The sequence below is a fragment of the Amycolatopsis sp. genome (genome assembly GCF_035546795.1).
GTDB lineage: Bacteria > Actinomycetota > Actinomycetes > Mycobacteriales > Pseudonocardiaceae > Amycolatopsis_E.
The window spans coordinates 16,429-36,587 of record NZ_DASZWC010000057.1; the positions used below are offsets into that span (position 1 = coordinate 16,429).

Annotated in this window: 19 protein-coding genes; 12 read left to right on the plus strand and 7 right to left on the minus strand. The window is 70.1% G+C overall.

Going from position 1 to position 20,159, the window contains the following annotated elements; all coding sequences use genetic code 11:
- The first annotated feature begins 24 nt into the window (after positions 1–24).
- Genes hpnC through hpnH form a run of 7 tightly spaced genes read left to right on the plus strand, consistent with a single transcriptional unit; the run spans position 25 to position 8,490 of the window.
- Positions 25–924, plus strand: coding sequence for a squalene synthase HpnC (gene hpnC / locus VHD82_RS29300; RefSeq protein WP_325711201.1), 900 nt, complete (start codon positions 25–27; stop codon positions 922–924).
- On the plus strand, positions 921–1,778 hold the full coding sequence (hpnD, locus tag VHD82_RS29305; protein ID WP_325711203.1) for a presqualene diphosphate synthase HpnD: 858 nt from the start codon (positions 921–923) through the stop codon (positions 1,776–1,778). The genes hpnC and hpnD overlap by 4 nt, the downstream gene beginning before the upstream one ends.
- Entirely contained in the window at positions 1,775–3,118 is a 1,344-nt protein-coding gene (gene hpnE / locus VHD82_RS29310) for a hydroxysqualene dehydroxylase HpnE (RefSeq protein WP_325711206.1), read from the plus strand. Before hpnD ends, hpnE begins: the two co-directional genes overlap by 4 nt.
- Positions 3,115–4,125 (plus strand): polyprenyl synthetase family protein, encoded by a 1,011-nt coding sequence (locus VHD82_RS29315; protein ID WP_325711209.1) that lies wholly within the window; start codon positions 3,115–3,117, stop codon positions 4,123–4,125. Before hpnE ends, VHD82_RS29315 begins: the two co-directional genes overlap by 4 nt.
- The gene (gene shc / locus VHD82_RS29320; protein ID WP_325711212.1) at positions 4,125–6,014 is read left to right on the plus strand and encodes a squalene--hopene cyclase; all 1,890 of its coding nucleotides are present in this window, start codon (positions 4,125–4,127) and stop codon (positions 6,012–6,014) included. The genes VHD82_RS29315 and shc overlap by 1 nt, the downstream gene beginning before the upstream one ends.
- Positions 6,011–7,483 (plus strand): 4-hydroxy-3-methylbut-2-enyl diphosphate reductase, encoded by a 1,473-nt coding sequence (gene ispH / locus VHD82_RS29325; RefSeq protein WP_325711215.1) that lies wholly within the window; start codon positions 6,011–6,013, stop codon positions 7,481–7,483. The genes shc and ispH overlap by 4 nt, the downstream gene beginning before the upstream one ends.
- 2 nt (positions 7,484–7,485) lie before the next feature.
- Positions 7,486–8,490, plus strand: a complete 1,005-nt coding sequence (gene hpnH, locus VHD82_RS29330) for an adenosyl-hopene transferase HpnH (protein WP_325711218.1) — start codon at positions 7,486–7,488, stop codon at positions 8,488–8,490.
- A 161-nt stretch (positions 8,491–8,651) separates the two neighbouring features.
- Here hpnH and VHD82_RS29335 read toward each other — a convergent pair whose 3' ends face one another.
- Both VHD82_RS29335 and VHD82_RS29340 read right to left on the minus strand, forming a co-directional pair.
- The gene (locus VHD82_RS29335) at positions 8,652–8,789 is read right to left on the minus strand and encodes a hypothetical protein (protein ID WP_325711221.1); all 138 of its coding nucleotides are present in this window, start codon (positions 8,787–8,789) and stop codon (positions 8,652–8,654) included.
- 27 nt (positions 8,790–8,816) lie between these two features.
- Complete coding sequence (locus tag VHD82_RS29340; protein WP_325711224.1) at positions 8,817–9,788, minus strand: quinone oxidoreductase; 972 nt, start codon at positions 9,786–9,788, stop codon at positions 8,817–8,819.
- Positions 9,789–9,969: 181 nt separating this feature from the next.
- Between VHD82_RS29340 and VHD82_RS29345 the strand changes: the two genes are divergently transcribed.
- Positions 9,970–10,284: a hypothetical protein gene (locus tag VHD82_RS29345; protein ID WP_325711228.1), complete on the plus strand. Its 315-nt coding sequence runs from the start codon at positions 9,970–9,972 to the stop codon at positions 10,282–10,284.
- 3 nt (positions 10,285–10,287) lie between these two features.
- Here the strand turns inward: VHD82_RS29345 and VHD82_RS29350 are convergent, their stop codons facing one another.
- From VHD82_RS29350 to mptB, 5 genes are all read right to left on the minus strand, one after another.
- Positions 10,288–11,226, minus strand: a complete 939-nt coding sequence (locus VHD82_RS29350; RefSeq protein WP_325711232.1) for an acyl-CoA desaturase — start codon at positions 11,224–11,226, stop codon at positions 10,288–10,290.
- Positions 11,227–11,367: 141 nt separating this feature from the next.
- Entirely contained in the window at positions 11,368–12,333 is a 966-nt protein-coding gene (locus VHD82_RS29355; protein ID WP_325711235.1) for a COX15/CtaA family protein, read from the minus strand.
- A 99-nt stretch (positions 12,334–12,432) separates the two neighbouring features.
- Complete coding sequence (locus VHD82_RS29360; protein WP_325711524.1) at positions 12,433–13,158, minus strand: ABC transporter permease; 726 nt, start codon at positions 13,156–13,158, stop codon at positions 12,433–12,435.
- A gap of 56 nt (positions 13,159–13,214) precedes the next feature.
- Entirely contained in the window at positions 13,215–14,141 is a 927-nt protein-coding gene (locus VHD82_RS29365) for an ABC transporter ATP-binding protein (RefSeq protein ID WP_325711238.1), read from the minus strand.
- A 24-nt stretch (positions 14,142–14,165) separates the two neighbouring features.
- Complete coding sequence (gene mptB, locus VHD82_RS29370) at positions 14,166–15,773, minus strand: polyprenol phosphomannose-dependent alpha 1,6 mannosyltransferase MptB (RefSeq protein ID WP_325711241.1); 1,608 nt, start codon at positions 15,771–15,773, stop codon at positions 14,166–14,168.
- A 192-nt stretch (positions 15,774–15,965) separates the two neighbouring features.
- On the opposite strand from mptB, the gene VHD82_RS29375 reads away from it, so the two are divergent.
- From VHD82_RS29375 to sufC, 4 genes are read left to right on the plus strand one after another with little or no spacing between them, the layout of a single operon-like run.
- Positions 15,966–16,706, plus strand: a complete 741-nt coding sequence (locus VHD82_RS29375; RefSeq protein ID WP_325711244.1) for a metalloregulator ArsR/SmtB family transcription factor — start codon at positions 15,966–15,968, stop codon at positions 16,704–16,706.
- Positions 16,703–18,151 carry a Fe-S cluster assembly protein SufB gene (sufB, locus tag VHD82_RS29380; RefSeq protein WP_325711247.1) on the plus strand — a complete coding sequence of 483 codons (1,449 nt, stop codon included), beginning with the start codon at positions 16,703–16,705 and terminating at the stop codon, positions 18,149–18,151. Before VHD82_RS29375 ends, sufB begins: the two co-directional genes overlap by 4 nt.
- A gap of 1 nt (position 18,152) precedes the next feature.
- The gene (gene sufD, locus VHD82_RS29385; RefSeq protein ID WP_325711250.1) at positions 18,153–19,319 is read left to right on the plus strand and encodes a Fe-S cluster assembly protein SufD; all 1,167 of its coding nucleotides are present in this window, start codon (positions 18,153–18,155) and stop codon (positions 19,317–19,319) included.
- Between the two features lie 31 nt (positions 19,320–19,350).
- Complete coding sequence (gene sufC, locus VHD82_RS29390; RefSeq protein WP_325711253.1) at positions 19,351–20,121, plus strand: Fe-S cluster assembly ATPase SufC; 771 nt, start codon at positions 19,351–19,353, stop codon at positions 20,119–20,121.
- The last annotated feature ends 38 nt before the right edge of the window (positions 20,122–20,159 follow it).

Here is a 20,159-nt window from a genome sequence, read left to right on the forward strand (position 1 = left end):
CCCCTCTGGTTGGATTATGGGCCGATGAGCCCGGCACCGACAGGTCACGACACGGTGGGCCTTCCCATGGTGCGCCGGTTTCTCCCCTCCCGGGTGGCGCCGGAGCGTGCCGCGCTCGAAGAAAAGAAACACGCGGAAAACTTTCCCGTCGCACTGCGGATACTTCCGGCCGCGCTCCGGCGTGATCTCGGCGCGGTCTACAACGTGGCCAGGGTGATCGACGACCTTGGTGACGAGGCCGAAGGCGACCGACGGGCCGCGCTGCTGGACTTCCGCGAGGATCTGGTGCGGGCTTGGCACGGCAGCCCGGACCAGCCGGTGCTGCGCGAACTGGTGCCCACGATCCGGGCCCGTGGCCTGGAACGGGAGCCGTTCGACCGGCTGGTGCGGGCGAACCTGCAGGACCAGGAGGTCGCCCGGTACGCGAACCAGGCGGAACTGCGGGACTACTGCGTGCTTTCGGCAGATCCGGTCGGCCGGATCGTGTTGCGGATCTTCGGGGTGCGCTCGGCGGAAGCCGAGCGTCTTTCGGATCTGGTCTGCACGGCCCTGCAGTTGCTGGAACATTGCCAGGACGTGGCCGAGGATCACCGCGCCGGCCGCGTCTACCTGCCACAGGACGACCTGGAAGCCTTTGGTGCCACCGAAGCCGACTTCGCGGCGGCGAGCACGCCACTCCCGCTGCGGCACGCGGTGGAACTACAGACCCGGAAAGCTCTCGATCTGCTGGCCGGGGGCGCCCCGCTCGTCGGGCACCTGCGCGGCTGGGCGCGGCTGGCCATCGCCGGGTACATCGCGGGCGGGCTGGCCACGGCGGACGCGTTGCGGCGCGCGCGCTGGGACGTGCTGGCCGTGACGCCGCGGCCACGGAAACAGGACGTACTGGTTCATCTGGGATCGCTACTGACCAAGGGGCGCCGATGACGGACGTGGCAACCGCTTACCGGGAATGTGAGCAAATCACCAAGACCGAGGCCCGGAACTTCTACTACGGTATCCGCCTGCTCACCCGGCAGCGCCGCTCGGCGCTGTGCGCGGTCTACGCGCTGGCCCGCCGGGTCGACGACATCGGCGACGGTGACCTGCCGATCGAGGAGAAGTCGACGCAGCTGCAGGACGTCCGCAAATCCCTGGCGGAACTGGACACCACCACCGACCCGGTGCTCATCGCCGTGGCCGATGCGGCGAAGCGGTACCCGATTCCGTTGGGGGCGTTCGAAGAACTGCTCGACGGCGTGTGGATGGACATCGAGGGCCGCCACTACGGCACCTTCGACGACCTGACGCAGTACTGCCGGTGCGTCGCCGGTTCCATCGGGCGGCTGTGCCTCGGCGTGTTCGGCAGCAAGCCGCACCCCGACGCCGCCCAGTACGCCGACGCGCTCGGGATCGCGTTGCAGCAGACGAACATTCTTCGCGACATCCGCGAGGACCTGATCAACGGCCGGGTGTACCTGCCGCAGGAGGACCTGGACGCGTTCGGGGTCGAGCTGGCGCTGGACGACGACGGCAGGCTGATCGACGCGAACGGCGGGCTCTCCGCGCTGATCCGGCAGAGCGCCGCGCGGGCCCGCGAGTGGTACGCCGACGGGCTGCGGCTGGCGCCCTTGCTGGACAGGCGGAGTTCGGCGTCCTGTCTCGCCATGGCGGGGATCTACCGCAGGCTGCTGGAGCGGATCGCCGAGCAGCCGTCGCTGGTGTTCGACCGCCGGATGTCGTTGTCCGGCAGGGAAAAGCTGGGGGTGGCGGCCCGGGCGCTGTCCGGGCGCACATCGTGAGCGGGAAGGTACTGGTCGTCGGCGGCGGTCTCGCGGGGATCACCGCGGCACTCCGTTGTGCCGACGCGGGGCAGGATGTCACTCTCGTCGAAGCGCGCGGGCATCTCGGCGGGCTGACGCATTCCTTCCGTCGCGGCGAGCTGGACGTCGACAACGGGCAGCACGTGTTCCTGCGGTGCTGTACCTCGTATCTGGAGCTGCTGCGCCGGCTGCGCGTGATGGGCAAGGTGTTCCTCCAGCCGAAGCTGGAGATCCAGGTGCGCTCACCGCGGCTGCGTGCGCCGGTCTGGTTGCGCCGCAACGGATTGCCCGCGCCGTTGCATCTCGCGGACTCCGTGCTGAAGTACCGCGCGCTCGGGATCGCCGACCGGATGCGGTTCGCCGGCGCGGCGCTCGCCCTGCGTGGCGTGGATCCGGCGTCGAAGGAGGCCGACGCGCAGTCCTTCGGGGACTGGCTTTCCGCGCACGGCCAGAGCGACCGGGCGATCGCGAATCTGTGGGACCTGGTCGGGATCGCGACGCTGAACGCTCCCGCGACGGGGGCGTCGCTCGGCCTGGCCGCCACGGTGTTCCAGCTCGGCCTGCTGACCGAGGCCTCGGCCGCGGATATCGGCTGGTCGAAGGTGCCGTTGCGCGAGCTGCACGGTGACGCGGCACAGGCGCGGCTGGCCGAGGTGGACGCCGAGGTTCTGCTCAACACCAAGGTGACCGCGCTGTCGCCGGAGGGCGGCGGCTGGCGGCTCGCGACGGCGGACCGGGAGCTGACCGCCGACCGGGTCGTGCTCGCCGTACCGCCACCCGTCGCGGCGAAACTGCTGCCACCCGGGAGTGTGGACCTGCCGCCGGAATGGGACCGCGGGCTCGGCAGCTCGCCTATCGTCAACGCCCATGTGGTGTTCGACCGGCACGTGCTGGACGAGCCGTTCTTCGCCGCGGTCGACTCTCCCGTGCAGTGGGTGTTCGACCGCACCGCACAGTCCGGTTTGGACAGCGGACAGTACCTCGCGGTCTCGCTGTCCGCGGCCGACGAACTCATCGACCTTCCGGTACGGGAGATCCGGGAGTGGCTCCTGCCGCTGCTGCGGCAGGTGCTGCCGTCGGCGGACCGGGCCGGAGTCCGGGATTTCTTTGTCACCAGGGAAAGGCACGCCACGTTCCGCCCGGCGCCGGGCTGCGCGGCGCTGCGCCCGCCGGCCGTGACCACGGCCGACGGTGTCGTGCTGGCCGGCGCGTGGACGGCCACGGGATGGCCCGCGACGATGGAGGGCGCCGTGCGCAGCGGGGACGCGGCCGCCCGTGCGCTACTCGGAAAGGCTGTACAGGAGGGGTTATCCGTATGACGGCCGTACTCGACTCACTCGCGCAAGGCAAGCAGGCGGTGATGCCCGCGATGCGCGCGGCACTGGACCGGCTGGACCCGACCAGCCGGTCGATCGCGCACTACCACCTCGGCTGGACCGACCTGGACGGCAAGCCTGCCTCCGGCGGCGGAAAAGCGGTCCGCCCCGCGCTGGCCCTGCTCTCGGCGGAAGCGGCCGGGGCGCCGCCGTCCGCCGGGCTGCCCGGCGCGGTCGCGGTCGAACTGGTGCACAACTTCTCGCTGCTGCACGACGATCTGATGGACGGCGACACCGAGCGCAGGCACCGGCCGACGGTGTGGGCGGTCAAGGGCGCCGCCGCGGCGATCCTGACCGGCGACGCGATGCTTTCGCTGGCGCAGGAAGTGCTGCTCGACGTGGACGGCCCGTGCGGCGTCGCCGCCGCGCGGTTGCTGTCCGAGGCGACCAACGAGCTGATCCGCGGCCAGGTGCTCGACGTGGAGTTCGAGCGGCGCAACGACGTCGGCCTCGACGAATGCCTCGACATGGCGGCGGGCAAGACCGGCGCGCTGCTGTCGGCGAGCACCGCGATCGGCGCGGTGCTCGCGGGCGCTCCACCGAGGACGGTCGACGCGCTGGCCGGGTTCGGCGCCGACCTCGGCCTGGCGTTCCAGCTGGTCGACGACGTGCTGGGGATCTGGGGCGAGTCCTCGGTCACCGGCAAGCCGGTCTACTCGGATCTGCGCGCGCGCAAGAAGAGCCTGCCGGTCACGTACTCGATCACCCACGGCGGCGCGCTCGGGCGCGAGCTGTCGGAATGGCTTGCCCGGCCGGAAACCCCGGGCGAGGATTCGGTCCGCGGCGTGGCGGAGAAGATCGAACAGGCCGGCGGGCGCAAATGGGCCCTGGACGAGGCGTACCGCCGGATGGCCGCGGGGCGGCGCAAGCTCGAAGAAGCCGAGATCCCCGGCCGTGCGCGGGAGGAACTGCTTTCGCTGGCCCAGTTCATCGTCACGAGGGAGGCTTGATGACTCTGACCACCCAGCCCGTTGTGCGGACCCCGGCCGAGACCCTGGAGCGCGCGGTCGCGCACCTCAAGGGCAGGCAGGAATCCGGCGGCTGGTGGAAGGGCGAGCTGGAAACCAACGTCACCATGGACGCCGAGGACCTGTTGCTGCGGGAGTTCCTCGGCATCCGCACCGCGCGTGAGACCGAAGAGGCCGCGCGCTGGATCCGTTCGCAGCAAAGGGAGGACGGCACCTGGGCCACGTTCTACGGCGGCCCCGGTGACCTGTCCACCACGGTCGAGGCGTGGGTGGCGCTGCGGCTCGCCGGTGACTCGCCGGACGAGCCGCATATGCGGGCGGCCCAGGAGTTCGTGCTCGCCGGCGGCGGGCTGGAGGCCAGCCGGGTGTTCACCCGGATCTGGCTGGCGCTGTTCGGCCTGTGGTCGTGGGACGACCTGCCGAACATGCCGCCGGAGCTGATCTTCCTGCCGTCCTGGTTCCCGCTCAACGTCTACGACTGGGGCTGCTGGGCGAGACAGACGGTGGTGCCGCTGACCGTCGTCGGCACGCTGCGCCCGGTGCGGCCGCTGCCGTTCGGTGTGGACGAACTGCGCACCGGGAAACGCCGTCGTTCGCTGCCCAAGCCGTGGACCTGGTCCGGCGCCTTCGACGTGCTGGACAAGGCGTTGAAGACCTACGCCAAGCTGCCGGTGAAACCGTTGCGGGGCATGGCGATGCGGCAGGCGGCGGAGTGGATCCTGGCGCGGCAGGAGGCCGACGGCTCCTGGGGCGGGATCCAGCCGCCGTGGGTGTATTCGCTGCTGGCGCTGCACCTGCTCGGCTACTCGTTCGACCATCCCGCGCTCAAGGCCGGACTGAAGGGGCTGGACGGGTTCGTCATCCGCGAGGAGACACCGGACGGCTGGGTGCGCAGGCTGGAGGCCTGTCAGTCCCCGGTGTGGGACACCGCACTGGCGTTGACGGCGCTGCGGGACGCCGACGTTCCGGCGGATGATCCGGCCGTGCTCAAGGCCTCGGATTGGTTGCTGGGCGAGGAAGTCACCGTGAAGGGCGACTGGGCGGTGAAGCGGCCGGACACTCCGCCCGGGGGCTGGGCGTTCGAGTTCGCCAACGACGTCTACCCCGACACCGATGACACGGCGGAGATCGTGCTGGCGCTGCGGCGGGTGGCGCATCCCGACCGGCCGCGGCTCAAGGATGCCATCGAACGGGCGGTCACCTGGCTGAACGGGATGCAGTCCGCCGACGGCGGCTGGGGCGCGTTCGACGCCGACAACACCCGCACGCTCGCCACCCAGCTGCCGTTCTGCGACTTCGGCGCGGTGATCGACCCGCCTTCGGCCGACGTCACCGCGCACGTCGTGGAAATGCTTGCGGCGGAAGGGCTTTCCGGGACGAAGGAATGCCGTCGCGGGGTGGACTGGCTGCTGCGCGCCCAGGAGAAGGACGGCTCCTGGTTCGGGCGCTGGGGCGCCAACCACCTCTACGGCACGGGGGCGGTGGTGCCGGCGCTCGTCGCGGCGGGTGTCTCACCGCGGAAGCCGGCGATCCGCCGGGCCGTGGCGTGGCTGACCGAGCACCAGAACGCGGATGGCGGCTGGGGCGAGGATCTGCGCTCCTACCGGGATCCGGAATGGATCGGCCGCGGCGACTCCACGGCTTCGCAGACGGCGTGGGCGCTCCTTGCGCTGCTGGCGGCGGGGGAGCGGGAATCGTCCACTGTGGAGCGTGGGGTCGCGTGGCTGACGCGGACCCAGCGCGAGGACGGGACCTGGGACGAGCCGCAGTACACCGGCACCGGGTTCCCCGGCGACTTCTACATCAACTACCACCTGTACCGGCTGGTGTTCCCGGTTTCCGCGCTGGGCCGTTACCTGGAGACGCCATGACGGGTGTGGTGTGCGCGCCGATGCACCTGGAGGCCGCGGCCCTGCGGGTGCCCGGCGTGCGAGTGCTGCACACGGGCATGGGGCCCCGGCGGGCGGCCGAGTCCGCACGCCGGTTCAGCGGCGCCACGCCGATACTGGTGGCCGGGGTCGCCGGGGCGGTGACGGACCAGGTGGCGCCCGGTGACGTCGTGGTGGCGACCGAGGTCGACGGCCCGGACGGGCCGGTGCCGCTGCGTTCGGCGCCACTGCTCGCCGGGGCGCTGCGGCGCCTGGGCCTGACTGTCCACTTGGGACCGATAGCGTCTTCGGACACGGTGGTGGACGGGGCCGAACGGGCGCGCTTCGCCGAGCGTGGCGCGCTCGCGGTGGACATGGAATCCGCGCAGTTCGCCGATGTTCCGGCGCCGATGGCGGTCGTCCGGACCATTGTGGACACTCCGGGCTCGCCGCTGCTGCGGCCGGGCACGTTCATCCGGGGCATTTCGGGGCTGCGCTCGTTGCGCCTCGCGGCTCCGGCGCTGCGCGACTGGTGCGCGGCGGCCGGCTCCGGTGAGCTGCTGCTGGCCAGTCCACGGTCGTTCTGCGCGGGCGTGGACCGGGCGATCGAGATCGTCGAACGAGCGCTGGAACGGTACGGCGCACCGGTTTACGTGCGGCGCCAGATCGTGCACAACGCGCATGTGGTGCGGCGGCTGGAGGACCTGGGCGCGGTTTTCGTGCAGGAGGTCGAGGAGGTGCCCGAGGGTGCCACCACGGTGCTGGCCGCGCACGGGGTGGCGCCCACCGTCCGGGCGGCCGCCGAGGTCCGGGACCTCCGGGTGATCGACGCGACCTGCCCGCTGGTGACCAAGGTGCACAACGAAGTCCGGCGCTACAGCGCACGCGGGGACACGGTGTTCCTGATCGGGCATGCCGAGCACGAGGAGGTGGAGGGCACCGTCGGGGAGGCGCCGGGGCAGGTGGTCGTGGTGGAAGACGCGTCCGCCGCGGCGCAGGTCCGGGCGGCCGACCCGGAGAAGGTCGCGTACGCCATGCAGACCACGCTCGCGGTGGACGAGGCCGAGGAGATCGCTTCGGTGCTGCGCAAGCGTTTCCCCGCGATGGCCGCCCCGCGGCGGGACGACATCTGTTACGCCACCACGAATCGCCAGCGTGCGGTGCGCGCGGTCGCCGACAGCGCCGACGTGGTGCTCGTGGTGGGTTCGGCGAACTCGTCGAACTCCCAACGGCTGGTCGAGGTCGCGCGGCGCCAGGGCGCGGCCGCGCATCTGGTGGACGACGTGTCCGAAGTGGACCTGCGGTGGCTGGCCGGTGCGGCGAAGATCGGGATCACCGCCGGTGCGTCCGCTCCGCCGCATCTGGTGGAGGAACTGACCCGTTGCCTGGGCGGGCTCGGCCGGAATTCGGTGCGGGACAGCCAGGTGGCCGACGAAGACATCCGTTTCACGTTACCTCGAGAGGTGGGGTAGACATGGGTATGCCGTTACGGCAGTCCATCCGGCTGGGGATGTTCCTGGCCAAGCAGAAGCTGTTACGCAAGGAGAAGTACGCGATACTGGTGGAGCTGGAGCCATTGTTCGCGTGCAACCTCAAATGCGGTGGCTGCGGCAAGATCCAGCAGCCGGCGCATCTGCTGAAGCAGCGGATGCCGGTGCAGCAGGCGGTCGGCGCGGTCGAGGAGAGCGGCGCCCCGATGGTGTCCATCGCCGGCGGTGAGCCGCTGATGCACCCGCAGATCGACGAGATCACCCGGATCCTGCTCGAGCGCAACAAGATCGTGTTCCTGTGCACGAACGCGCTGCTGCTGCCCAAGCACATCCACAAGTTCAAGCCGCACCCGAACTTCACGTGGATGGTGCACATCGACGGGCTGGAGGAGAAGCACGACGCCTCGGTCCGCAAGGAGGGCGGTTTCCAGGCCGCCGTCGACGCGATCCGGCTGGCGCAGTCCAAGGGTTTCAAGGTGATGACGAACACCACGTTCTTCAACACCGACAGCCCGCAGGACGTGATCGACGTGCTCGACTACCTCAACGACGAGGTGGGCGTGGACAACATGCAGCTTTCGCCGGGCTACGCCTACGAAAAGGCGCCGGACCAGGAGAACTTCCTCGGTGTGCAGCAGAGCCGTGAGCTGTTCTCGAAGGCGTTCGCCGACGGGCGCCGGAAGAAGTGGCGGCTGAACCACTCGCCGGTGTTCCTCGACTTCATCGAGGGCAAGCGGGATCTGGAATGCACGCCGTGGGGCATCCCGTCGTACTCGCTGCTGGGCTGGCAGCGGCCGTGCTACCTGCTCGACGACGGCTACGCCAAGACCTGGCGCGAGCTGATCGAGGAGACCGACTGGGACAAGTTCGGCCGCGGCAAGGACCCCCGCTGCGCGAACTGCATGGCCCACTGCGGTTACGAGCCCACCGCGGTGATCGCCACGACCGGCTCACTGAAGGAGACCATCCGGGCCGCCATCAGCGTCTGAGTGTCCGAAAGGGACAGTCGGCCCGCCTGGGCCGGCTGTCCCTTTTCGGTTCCCGAAGAACTCGTGGTCGGCGGCGATCCGGCCGTGCCCGCCGAGCACCAGGACCTCCAGTCCGCACGACACCGCCTCGCCGTCTTCCCTGAGCAGGTACCAGCCGAACTTCACGACCTCGCCCAGCCGGTCGGGCGTTTGAAACGTTCGTGGCCGCGCCGCGCCCGCCGGTCGATCTCCTCGAACCCGCGCGGCCGCAACACCGCGTCGGCGAATCCGACGTCCACCGCCCGCTCACGCCTGCCCACGTGCTCAATTTCATGCGGCGAATGGGATCAGGGCTGCAGGATCAGCTTTCCCGTCGTGCGGCGGCCTTCGAGGTCCTCATGCGCCTGGCGTGCTTCGGCGAGGGGATAACGGTGGCCGATCCGCACGTTGAGGGAACCCGAGGTGACAGCCTGGAACAGTTCCTCCGCGCGCCACTCCAGCTCCTCACGGGTACGGACGTAGTGGGCGCTCGTGGGCCGCGTCAGGTAAAGGGATCCGCCGGCGTTGAGGCGCTGCGGGTCGACCGGCGGGACCGGGCCGCTGGCGGCGCCGAACAGGGCCAGCACCCCGCGCACCCGCAGGCTCGCGAGGCTGCCGTCGAAAGTGGTCTTGCCGACCCCGTCGTAAACCGCGGCGACACCCTCGCCGCCGGTCAGTTTCCTCGTCTCCTCGGCGAAATCCACCTTGTCGTAGCGGATCACCTCGTCCGCGCCTGCCTCGCGGGCCAGTTTTTCCTTCTCCTCGGTGGAAACGGTGCCGATCACCCGCGCGCCGCGGGCCTTCGCCAGCTGCACCAGGAGCAGGCCTACGCCGCCGGCCGCGGCGTGCACCAGGATCGAATCGCCTTCCTGCACCTCGTAAGTGGACCGCACCAGGTAATGCGCGGTGACGCCCTGCAGCATGGTCGCCGCGGCGGTCTCGTCCGATACGCCTTCGGGTACGTGCACCGCGATCTTGGCGTTGATCTTCGCCTGCTGCGCGTACGCGCCGAGCTGCCCCTGCCACGCCACCCGGTCACCGACCTTGAAGCCCGTCACGCCGGAACCGGCCGCGGCCACCGTGCCCGCGCCCTCCATGCCGAGGGTGACCGGGAGGTCCAGTTTGTACAGCCCGCTGCGGTGATAGGTGTCGATGTAGTTCACCCCGGCCGCGGCCACGTCGACCAGGAGCTCCCCCGGCCCCGGATCGCCGGGCTCGACCTCGCCGACCTCCAGCACCTCGGGGCCTCCGGTACGGCGGATCTGCACAGCCGTGGACATGGTTCCTCCTTGTTCTCGGACGTTCTCGACCGTTCCCAGTCTCACACTGCGCCGCGCGGGACGCCTGTTACCGATCCGACCCTGAAGTAGGCGGACACGAACCGGCGGCCGCCTGGTGTGCGGCCGATTCCGCCGTGACTGAGGTCGGAGTCGGTAACCATCGGCACAGTAGGATGCAGAGGTGGCTGAAGAGACCGAAAAGACCGAAGCGCCGACCGCCAAGCAGCTCGGCGCCGCCCGCAGGTTCGTTGCCGAGCACGGCAAACCGTCGAAAGCGGTCGTGGAGAACATCGGCCGGATCGGCGCCCGCGTGGTGCTCATCGGGGCGGACGGCGCGCTCGGCGACGTGATTGTGCCCGCACCCGCGACCGGCGAAGCCCTGGTCGAGGCGACCGAGGACCTCGAGCCTGCCGAGTGGGACGCCGAGACCGTCGGCGCCACCAAGATCGGCGCCGCGCACCGGCACCGGATGGCGGGCCCGCGCGGACGGCGCTGAGGCTCAGGCGGGTTGCCTGATCCGCTTGGCGGCCAGCCGCTCGGCCCGCGGCCACCGCACGTCGCGGGCCCAGCGGAACTTCTCGAACAGCCAGATCACCCGCGCCGAGACGTCCAGCTGCCCGCGCAGCACGCCGTGCCGCGCACAGGTGGGGTCGGCGTGGTGCGAGTTGTGCCAGGACTCGCCCATCGACAGGATCGCCAGCGGCCAGAAGTTCGAGGCCTTGTCCCGGCTGGCGAACGGGCGGTCGCCGACCATGTGGCAGATCGAGTTCACCGACCACGTCACGTGGTGCAGGAACGCGATGCGCACCAGCCCGGCCCAGAAGAACGCGGTCACCGCGCCCCACCACGACCAGCTCAGCAGCCCGCCGAGCAGCGCGGGCAGCCCGAGGCTGAGGGTGATCCACAGCCAGAAGAAGCGGTTCACCACGCGCAGGTCGCCGTCGGCCACCAGGTCCGGGGCGAACCGGTCGTAGTTGGTCACCTCACGCTGGAACATCCAGCCCATGTGCGCGTGCCAGAACCCGCGCGCCAGCGCCATCGGCGAGCTGCCGAACAGCCAGGGGGAGTGCGGGTCGCCGTCGCGGTCGGCGAACGCGTGATGCCTGCGGTGGCTGGCGACCCAGAAGATCACCGAACCCTGGACGGCCATGCTGCCCGCGATGGCCAGCGCCACCCGCAGTACCCGGCCCGTCTTGAACGAGCCGTGCGTGAAGTAGCGGTGGTAGCCCACCGTCACGCCGAGCGTGGCCACCACGTAGAACACCGCCGCCAGCACGAGGTCGAGCCAGTTCAGGCCCCAGCCCCAGGCCAGTGGCAGCGCGAGGACCAGCGCCGCGAACGGGATCAGCAGGAATGCTTTCAGGACGATCATCTGACCGGTCGACCGGCTGTGGGACACCAGTGGTTTGGCGCCGGTGCGGACGTCGGTGCTGCTCATGCGGGTTGTACCTCACTCCGGCTCGCAATCGGGAAACGGACATTTCCGCCCTGGCCTGGCAGTAGCGTAATGCCCCGGTCTGGCGCGCACGCCGACACCGCGTTACGCGCAGTATGACCGCTCGCGAACCGCAGGGTCTGCTCAAGCGGCGGTGAGCTCACGCTCTGCCACGCCCGGCCGCGCGGGCACGCCCCTGTCCCGCGCCGCGCACCACAGCGCGGCCGTCGCGATGATGACTAGCGCGGAACCCAGCACGTGCAAGGAAACCAGCGCCTCCGGCACGCCGAGGGCGTACTGCACGGAGCCGAGCACGCCCTGCGCGAGCGTTACCACCCAGACGACGGTGTAGCGCTGCCAGAGGCGCTTCGTCGCGCTCCCGCGCAACAACGCCAGCCCGAACATCGCGAGAACGAGCAGGTAGCAGACGAGGAGCCCGCCGTGGATCGTGGCGAGTACCTGGATCGGCGCGTCCAGCCGGTGGGTTTCCGGGTCACCGCCGTGCGGGCCCGCTCCGGTGACGGTGGTGCCCGCGATCAGGACCGCCCACATCGCCACCACCAGCACGACGAGCAGTTTGCGCGCCACCGGCGGGACCAGCCAGCGCACCGGCTCGTCGCCTTCGAAGAACGCGTGCAGGAGCAGCACGGCGAACCAGACCAGGGGAGTGGAGACGAGGAAGTGGATCGCGACCGTCCACCATTCGAGCTTCGCCAGCACGGTCATCCCGCCGACCACGGCCTGCAGCACGACCCCGCCGGGCATCGTCCAGGCCAGCGCGAGCAGCCGTCGCCGCTGCGGCTGGTCCAGCTTGACCCGCCAGGCGGTGATGACCGCGATCGCCGCGACCGCGATGACCAGGCCGGTCAGCATCCGGTTGCTGAACTCGATCCACTGGGTGAACTGGTGGTACTCGGAATGCTGGACGGGCACCATGCTGCCGGGCTGGCATTCGGGCCAGGTCTGGCAGCCGAGCCCGGAGCCGGTGACGCGCACGATCGAACCGGTCACGCCGATGCCGGCCTGCGCCACCACTGCCGCGATGCCGACGCCCTTCCGCACCGCGCGGGACGGGAGGGGCAACCGGGCGACGAGCGAGTTCAGGAACACGGCTGCCAGGATATTCCCGCCGGTTCTCGGAGCGGTCGGCCGGGTGCGAAGGGCGGGGGCACGGGTTGCAGGGGCGTTCGCTGCCGGATTGCCGTGAAGTCAGGTCAGCCGGGTGGTGCGGGTGGCGATGGCGCCGGCCACCACACCCCAGCCGATCAGGACCACCACCGGCTCCCACGCCAGCGTGCCGTCGACCAGTGCCTGCCGCAGCCCTTCGGCCAGCGCGCCCGAGGGCAGCAGCTCCACGATCGTCGCGGCGGCCGACGGAAGTGCCGACGGGGCAAGCAGAATCCCGCCCGCGAGCAGCAGCACGAACCACACGATGTTCGCCAGCGCGAGCACGGCTTCCGCGCGCAGTGAGCCACCGAGCAGCACGCCGAGCGCGCCGAAGCTCAGCGTGCCGAGCACCAGCAGCAGTACCGCCTCGGCGACTCCGGCGGGCGAAGGCGACCAGCCGAGGATCGCCGCCACGATGCCGAGTACCACCACCTGCAGCAGCACCACCACCAGCGCGGCCACGATCCGGCCCGCCACCAGCAGCCAGCGCGGCAGCGCGGTGGCCGAAAGCCGTTTCAGCACCCCGTAGCGCCGGTCGAAGCCGAGCGCGATGGCCTGCCCGGTGAAGGCCGAGGACATCACCGCCAGCGCGAAGATCCGCGGGGTCACCCAGTCCACTTTGGACACCGGGCCGAGGTCGCCGGTGGGTACGATGTCCAGCAGGGTCAGCCCGATCAGCAGCGCCAGCGGGATGAGCAGGGTGAGCAGGATCTGCTCGCCGTGGCGCAGCGTGAGGCTCGTCTCGACCTTGGCGTGCGTCAGCAACATCCGGCCACGGCGGCCGGCGGCGGGCTTCGGAGTGAAGGTCCCGGGGGCGAACGTCGTCACGACCGCAGCTCCCGTCCGGTCAGCTCCAGGAAGACCTCTTCCAGATCCCGCTTCCCCACATGCAGCTCCTCGGCCAGCACGCCCTGCTGCGCGCACCACGACGTGACGGTGGAAACCACCTGCGGGTCGACGTGGCCCAGCACCCGGTAGCTGCCCGGCGAGGCCTCCTGCACGTGGTAACCCTCGGGCAGCGCGGCGGCCAGCAGCACGGTGTCCAGGCCCGCGCGCGCCTTGAACCGCAGCTGCGCCGCGTCACCGTCTTCGGCCGTCAGCGCGCTCGGCGTGCCTTCGGCGATGACCTGGCCGTGGTCGACGATCACCACGTCGTCGGCCAGCGCCTCGGCTTCTTCCATCAGGTGTGTGGTCAGCAGCACGCTCACCCCGTCCGCGCGCAGCGCGCCCAGCAGGTCCCAGACCAGGCGCCGGGCCTGCGGGTCCATGCCCGCCGTCGGCTCGTCCAAAAACACCAGCTCGGGGCGGCCGACCAGGGCGCAGGCCAGGGAAAGGCGCTGCTGCTGGCCGCCGGAGAGCCGCTTGAACGGGGTGCGGTGCACGGCGGCGAGGCCCAGGATTTCCAGTAGCCACGCGGGATCCAGCGGCTCGGCGGCGCAGGACGCGACGAGGCCGAGCATTTCGCCGGCCCGCACGCCCGGGTACGCGCCGCCGCCCTGGGGCATCACGCCGATGCGGGGCCGCAGCTTCGCGCCTTCGCGCGCCGGGTCCAGCCCGAGGACGCGCACCGAACCCGAATCCGGGCGCAGGAAGCCTTCGCAGATCTCGACCGTGGTGGTCTTGCCGGCGCCGTTGGGGCCGAGCAGGGCGAGCAGGCGGCCGCGGTGCATTTTCAGCTCGAGGCCGTCGACGGCGGTCTTCGGGCCGTACCGTTTCACCAGCCCGGTGATCTCGACGGCAGGTGTGCTCACGACTGTCAAGCCTACGACCCCGCGTCAGACCGCACTCTTGGCCTCCCGCTTCAGCAGCATCGGCGCCGCGCGCCGGACCACGAGCAGGGCGATCGCGACGACCACGAAAGCGGCCAGATACGCCTGCAGGGGAACGTAGGCGCGGCCGTCGAAGCTGCTGCCCGGCGGGGCGACGAGGAAGGCCACGACGGCGCTCACGATCGTTGCCGCGACGCGGAAGCGCGAGGTGCCCGCGGCCGCGGCGAGCGGGATCACGGCCCACAGCAGCCACCACGGCTGCATCGCCACGTGCAGCATCATGAACGCGCCCAGCGAGACGCCCAGCCCGATGATCGGCCGGTACCGCCAGCGGAAGCTGTCCCAGAGGAACTTGGCGGTGATGAGCCCGGCCACCACGGTCCCCGCTGTTTGCACGATCGACACCAGTGCGTCGGTGTGGTTGCCCAGCCCGAGCGCGATGCCCAGCACACCGCCGAGGTTGGCCAGCTCCGCCGTGGGAGAGATCCAGCTGCGCACCATCCCCGGCGTGCCCAGCGCGCCGACCCAGCCGAAGCCGAGCCCGGTGCCGTAACACAGCGCCACGATGACCACGCCGAACACGGCCGCCATCAGCGCGGCCGCCTTGAGCAGGTCGGAGATCCGGCCGTGCCAGCGGCGGGCGATCATCACACCGAAGAAACCCAGCGCGATCATCGCGTTGATCTTCACCGCGGCGCCCAGGGTGATGACCACCGCGCCGAGCACGATGAACAGGATCTCGCCGCGTGCCAGTGGCGGCGGCGAATCCCCGGCCACCCGCACCGGCAGCCGCCGGATGCCGATTTCGAGCCCGGCGACCATGAGCCCGATGCCGAGCGCTTCGTTGTGCGCACCGGCGACGAGGTGGAACAGCACCAGCGGGTTCGCCGCGCCGAGCCACAAGGCGGTGGCGGGCTCGACGCCGAAGCGGCGGGCCAGCCGGGGCAGTGCCCAGATGATCAGCACCACACCGACGAGCGCCAGCGCGCGCTGCAGCAGCACCCCGGCCACGATGTTGTCCCCGACGATGCCGGAGATCCAGCTGCCGAGCTTGAGGAACAGCGGCCCGTACGGCGCCGGGGTCTCGCGCCACATGTTCGACACGCCGCTGGTCAGCGGGTCGCCGACGCCGAGGGCCTGCGCCGGGCCCAGCGCGTACGGGTCCATCCCGCGGTGCACGATCTCGCTCTGCGCGAGGTAGCTGTAGACGTCGCGGGAGAACAGCGGCGGGATGAACATCAGCGGCGTCAGCCACATCACGAGCGTGCGGGTCAGCTGCGCGCGGCTGAGCAGGCGCGCGCGCCCTGGCCGGGCGAAGCGCCCGAGCATCAGCCAGCTGATGACGAGCAGCCCCATGCCGGTGAACGCCATCGCCAGCGAGACCGTCGGAATGCGGGCGAACAGCCGCAGCACGGGGATGTTCTGCACCGGGTTGAGCACCGGGGCGGCGCCCGCGCCGAGCGAGCCCAGCGCCAGGAACAGCGCGCCGATTGTGCCGAGCCTGCGCACGATGTCGAGCGCGCGCAGTTCCCCGGGTTCGAGTGGGCCGGCGTCCGGAGGCCGCACCGGGGAGGCGGACACACCCTGCCCGGTGTCGGGGTCGCTGACTACCACGCATAAAGAGTATCGGCGCCGCAAAGCGGCTCCGTTGAGGGTGGTGGCGGGGAAGTGGCCGGCCCTATCGGCGCCGGGAAGAGGCTCTGTTAAGGGAGGCGATGGGACCGATCGAGTGCTGGTCGCGTGACTCCGGTCACTGCGGATTGATCTGTCTTTGCCCTCCGGCCGGAAATACGACACACTTATGTTGTGAAAAAGAACGGCGAGCCCGCGAACCGGGATTCCGCCGTGCCCGCGCAGGCGACGGCGTTGTCTCCGGAGGGACGGACCAGGCACGAAGTGGCCCGTCTCCTGCTGGAGGACGGCCCGATGACCGCCGTGGTGGTCGCGGACCGGATGGGCATCAGCCCGACGGCGGTACGGCGGCATCTCGACGCGCTGCTGGCCGACGGCGAGGCCGAGACCAGGGACGCGCCCCGGCGCGGCCCGCGCGGGCGTGGCCGTCCGGCCAAGCTCTTCCTGCTCACCGAAGCGGGACGGGCGAGGTTCGGGCACGCCTATGACGACCTGGCCGTGTCGGCGATCCGGTTCCTCGCCGAGCACGCGGGCGAGGACGCGGTCCGCGCCTTCGCCGAGGCCCGGGTCGCCTCACTGGTCCAGCCGCACGAGGCCGCGGTCACCGAGCCGGGCGATCCCGCCCGGCGCGCCGAGGCCCTCGCCACGGCGCTGACCAGGGAGGGTTACGCTGCGTCGGCCCGCCAGGTCGGCAGCGGTGAACAGCTCTGCCAGCACCACTGCCCGGTCGCCCATGTCGCAGCTGAGTTCCCGCAGCTGTGCGAGGCGGAGACCGAGGCATTCGCCAGGCTGCTCGGGACTCACGTGCAGCGCCTGGCCACCATCGCACGCGGTGACTCCGTGTGCACGACACACGTCCCGGCGGAAAGCCCGCAGGGACAACGAGCACGAACTCCGGATGGAGGAAGCGCATGACTGCCGCTGCCGAGCAGCGCAATCCCGCCACCGCGCCCCTGACCCAGGAGCAGACGATCGACTCCCTGGGCAACTACGCCTTCGGCTGGGCCGACTCGGACGCCGCGGGTGCCAGCGCCAGGCGCGGGCTCAACGAGGAGGTCGTCACCGACATCTCTTCGAAGAAGTCCGAGCCCGAGTGGATGCGCGACGCGCGCCTGAAGGCCCTGAAGCTCTTCGAGCGCAAGCCGATGCCGAACTGGGGTGCCGACCTGTCCGGCATCGACTTCGACAACATCAAGTACTTCGTGCGCTCCACCGAGAAGCAGGCGGAGACCTGGGACGACCTGCCGGAGGACATCAAGAACACCTACGACAAACTCGGCATCCCGGAGGCGGAGAAGCAGCGCCTGATCGCCGGTGTCGCCGCGCAGTACGAGTCGGAGGTCGTCTACCACCAGATCCGTGAGGACCTGGAGGCGCAGGGCGTGCTGTTCCTGGACACCGACACCGCGCTCAAGGAGCACCCGGAGATCTTCCGGGAGCACTTCGGCTCGGTGATCCCGGCCGGGGACAACAAGTTCTCCGCGCTGAACACCGCCGTGTGGTCCGGTGGCTCCTTCATCTACGTGCCGCCGGGCGTGCACGTGGACATCCCGCTGCAGGCCTACTTCCGGATCAACACCGAGAACATGGGCCAGTTCGAGCGGACCCTGATCATCGTCGACGAGAACGCCTACGTGCACTACGTCGAAGGATGCACGGCGCCGATCTACAAGTCGGACTCGCTGCACTCGGCGGTCGTGGAGATCATCGTCAAGAAGGGCGGCCGCTGCCGCTACACGACCATCCAGAACTGGTCGAACAACGTCTACAACCTCGTCACCAAGCGCGCCAAGTGCGAAGAGGGCGCGACGATGGAGTGGATCGACGGGAACATCGGCTCCAAGGTGACGATGAAGTACCCGTCGGTCTTCCTGATGGGCGAGCACGCCAAGGGCGAGGTGCTCTCGGTGGCGTTCGCGGGCGAGGGCCAGCACCAGGACGCCGGCGCGAAGATGGAGCACCTGGCGCCGCACACCTCCTCGACGATCGTGTCGAAGTCGGTGGCGCGCGGCGGTGGCCGCACCTCCTACCGCGGCCTGGTCCGGGTCGCGAAGCGGGCGCACCACTCGGCGTCGACGGTGAAGTGCGACGCGTTGCTGGTGGACAACATCTCCCGCTCGGACACGTACCCGTACGTCGACATCCGCAACGACGACGTGTCGATGGGCCACGAGGCCACGGTCTCCAAGGTGAGCGACGACCAGCTGTTCTACCTGATGTCGCGCGGCCTCACCGAGGACGAGGCGATGGCGATGGTGGTCCGCGGGTTCGTCGAGCCGATCGCGCGCGAGCTGCCGATGGAGTACGCGCTGGAGCTCAACCGCCTGATCGAACTGCAGATGGAAGGAGCCGTCGGCTGACATGACGGTGGCAAGCAACAACATCTCCGAAGCCGCGGAGGTCACCGTCCCGGCTACTTCCCGCGCGGAGCGTTTCACCGGGTACGACGTCGAGGCATTCGAGGTGCCAGGCGGCCGCGAGGAGAACTGGCGGTTCACCCCGATGAAGCGGCTGCGCGGGCTGCACGACGGATCCGCGGTCGCCGACGGCGAGGTCAAGATCGACACCGACGCCGCGCCGGAGGTCAAGGTCGAGACAGTCGGCCGCGAGGACGGGCGGCTCGGCACGGCGGGCGAGCCCAGTGACCGCATCGCGGCGCAGGCGTACTCGTCGTTCACCTCGGCCACCGTCGTCACGGTGCCGAAGGAGACGCGCGCGTCGAAGCCGACCCTGCTGCGGCTGACCGGCCCCGGTGTGGGCCGCACCGCCTACGGGCACGTGCAGGTGCGCGCCGAGGCGTACGCCGAAGCGGCCGTGGTGCTCGACCACGCCGGTTCGGGCACCTACGCGGACAACGTCGAGTTCGTCATCGGCGAGGGCGCGAAGCTGACCGTGGTCAGCGTGCAGGACTGGGCCGACGACGCGGTGCACGTCTCCGAGCAGCACCTGAAGCTGGGCAAGGACGCGGCGCTCAAGCACATCGTGGTCACCCTCGGCGGTGACCTGGTGCGCGTCTCGCCGACGGCGACCTTCGCCGAAAGGGGCGGGGACGTGGAGATGCTGGGGCTGTACTTCGCCGACGCGGGGCAGCACCAGGAGCACCGGCTGTTCGTCGACCACGCGGTGCCCAACTGCAAGTCGAACGTGATGTACAAGGGCGCGCTGCAGGGCGAGGGCGCGCATTCGGTGTGGATCGGCGACGTGCTGATCCGGGCCGAGGCCGAGGGCACCGACACCTACGAGCTCAACCGCAACCTCGTGCTGACCGAGGGTGCGCGGGCGGACTCCGTGCCGAACCTGGAGATCGAGACCGGCGAGATCGTCGGGGCCGGGCACGCCAGCGCCACGGGAAGGTTCGACGACGAGCAGTTGTTCTATCTGCAGTCGCGCGGGATCGAAGAGGAGTCCGCGCGGCGGCTGGTGGTCCGCGGGTTCTTCCACGAGATCCTGATGAAGATCGACATCCCCGAGGTGCGCGAGCGCCTTCAGGCCGCGATCGAGACCGAACTCGAAGCCGTCGGCAGCTGACTCCTCCACCACGAAAGACGAAAGAAACCTCATGGCCACACTGGAAATCAAGGATCTGCACGCCGGCGTCACCACCGACGAGGGCGCCAAGGAGATCCTCAAGGGCGTGAACCTGACGATCAAGCCGGGCGAGACGCACGCGATCATGGGCCCCAACGGCTCCGGCAAGTCGACCCTCTCCTACGCCATCGCCGGGCACCCGAAGTACGAGGTGACCTCCGGCGAGGTGCTGCTCGACGGCGAGAACGTGCTCGACATGACCGTGGACGAGCGGGCTCGTGCCGGGCTGTTCCTGGCGATGCAGTACCCGGTCGAGGTGCCGGGCGTGTCGATGTCGAACTTCCTGCGCACCGCGGCCACGGCCGTGCGCGGCGAGGCGCCGAAGGTCCGGCACTGGGTCAAGGAAGTCAAGGAAGAGATGTCCAAGCTGGAGATCTCTCCCGAGTTCGCCGAGCGCAGCGTGAACGAGGGCTTCTCCGGCGGTGAGAAGAAGCGGCACGAGATCCTGCAGCTGGCGCTGCTCAAGCCGAAGATCGCGATCCTGGACGAGACCGACTCCGGCCTGGACGTGGACGCGCTGCGGATCGTCTCCGAGGGTGTCAACGAGTACAAGTCCTCCAGCGAGGTCGGCGTCATGCTGATCACGCACTACACCCGGATCCTGCGGCACATCACCCCGGACTTCGTGCACGTGTTCGCCGACGGGCGGATCGTGGAGTCCGGTGGCAAGGAGCTGGCGGACGAGCTCGAAGAGCACGGCTACGTCAAGTACGCCGGGAAGTCCGAGCCAGCCGCCGTCTGAACAGCTCTCCCGAACTGACACCAGGAAGGAGTTGGCGC